Source organism: Phenylobacterium sp. (assembly GCF_030697925.1).
In the GTDB taxonomy this organism is placed as follows: Bacteria; Pseudomonadota; Alphaproteobacteria; order Caulobacterales; family Caulobacteraceae; genus Phenylobacterium.
In genome coordinates, this window is the sequence record NZ_JAUYOJ010000195.1 from 1 (window position 1) to 1,664 (window position 1,664).

General features: G+C 68.2%; 2 protein-coding genes. Both read left to right on the top strand.

Features of this window, described 5'->3' with window-relative positions:
• On the top strand, window positions 1–930 hold a 930-nt coding region (locus tag Q8Q88_RS18805), incomplete at its 5' end, for a response regulator (protein ID WP_305676715.1).
• A complete protein-coding gene (locus Q8Q88_RS18810) occupies window positions 927–1,472 on the top strand; it encodes an STN domain-containing protein (RefSeq protein ID WP_305676716.1) in 546 nt (181 codons plus the stop codon). The genes Q8Q88_RS18805 and Q8Q88_RS18810, both read left to right, overlap by 4 nt.
• The last annotated feature ends 192 nt before the right edge of the window (window positions 1,473–1,664 follow it).

A 1,664-nucleotide genomic window follows, 5' to 3' on the forward strand; every position in this document is an offset into this window, starting at 1 on the left:
GTCCAGCGCGAGCCGACGGAGGTGGCGCAGGTGCTGGAAGCCGCGGTGGGCCCGTTGCGCGAGCTGGCTCAGGCGAAGGGACTCTGGCTGCGCGTGCAAGGCGCGGCCGACGCCGGCGTGCTCGCGCTTGACGCCGCGCGCCTTCGCCAGTTGCTGTTCAGCCTCATCGCCAACGCCGTGAAGTTCACGGACAGGGGCGGCGTCGATGCGCGCGTCGCCATCCATGGCCAGGGTGATGCGACCCGCCTGCGCATTGAGATCGAGGACACCGGGGTAGGTATTTCCGAAAGCGCCAAGGACGGGCTGTTCTCGGGATTCGCTCAAATTGACGGATCGACCACCCGCCGCTTCGGGGGCACGGGTCTGGGCCTCGCCATCGCCCGTCGGCTGGCCCAACTGATGAGCGGCGAAGTGGGCTTCACGAGCCGCGAGGGGGAGGGCTCGACCTTCTGGGTCGAGATCGCAGCCCCCGCCTGCGCCGAGAAGCCCGACACCGACGACAAGGAGGCAGGCTGGCTTCAGGGATTGCGGGTGCTGGTGGTGGAGGACAATCCAACCAACCGCCTGGTCGCCACCGCCATGCTGGGTCAGCTCGGCGCCGAGGTGGTGACGGCCGAGGACGGGGCGCAAGGTGTCGAGGCCGCGTCGCGTGAGGCGTTCGACCTGATCTTCATGGACATCCAGATGCCGGTGATGGACGGCATCGAGGCCACGCGGCGGATACGAGCCATGCCCGCCCCGATCTGCTCGACCCCGATCGTCGCCACCACGGCCAATGTGCTGAGCTCCCAGTTGCAGACCTACCGCGACGTCGGCATGAACGGGTGCGTCGCCAAACCGATTTCGCCCACCGCGCTGCTGACGGAGCTGTCGCGGCTGGCCAACGATGGCGGGCAGGAAGGGGAGGACGCGGTCCAGGCGAGCGCGTGAAGCGAGTTCGGGGGTGTTGCCGATCCAGCCAACTCATCTATCCGGCCGAACTCGTCGCCGGCCAGCGTTCCCTCGGGCTCAAGGAGCGCCTGTCGCCCGATGAAGCGCTCGACCGGCTGCTGGCCGGGACGGGCGTCGCCGTCCAGCGCAGCCGGCCGAACGTGATCGTCCTCAAGCTGCGCGCCACGCCGGTCGTGCTCGGCGGCGCTCCGGAGACTGCGGTTGCGAACTCGACCGTGACCAACTCGGATCCGTCCGCTCCCCTCAAGGAGAAGCCCGGCCAAACCCCGGTGGAAGCATCGGCCACACTCTCCGAAGTGGTCGTGACCGGAACGCTGATCCGCGGCCCCGGCCGTGAACGCCGCTACATCACCCGCGACCGGCCCCTTGGCGGCCATCTGCGCAAACAACAGGAGCGGACTTCCCAAGTCGTCATGGACAGCCTCGGGAAGGAGCCTGACCGCGAGATCGCGCGCTGGCTTCGCATTGGACGCATCGAGCTGAAAATGGGCTTCTCGGCGGAGTTGTCCTTGGCCGCTTAGGGCTGGGATAACCGTTTGACGACTGGGACGCCGGCCATGCTGATCGCGGGTGCAAATCCGCCGCCTAGATGTTTCGTCCCGCGGTGTGGAGGACGCAGCTTAGCTGAGTGCGCGCACCGCGAGGCGTTATGGGATAGGTTCTACACGGCTGCGCCACGACCACGCACGCTGCCCGAAGCGGCCGGGCGGCGG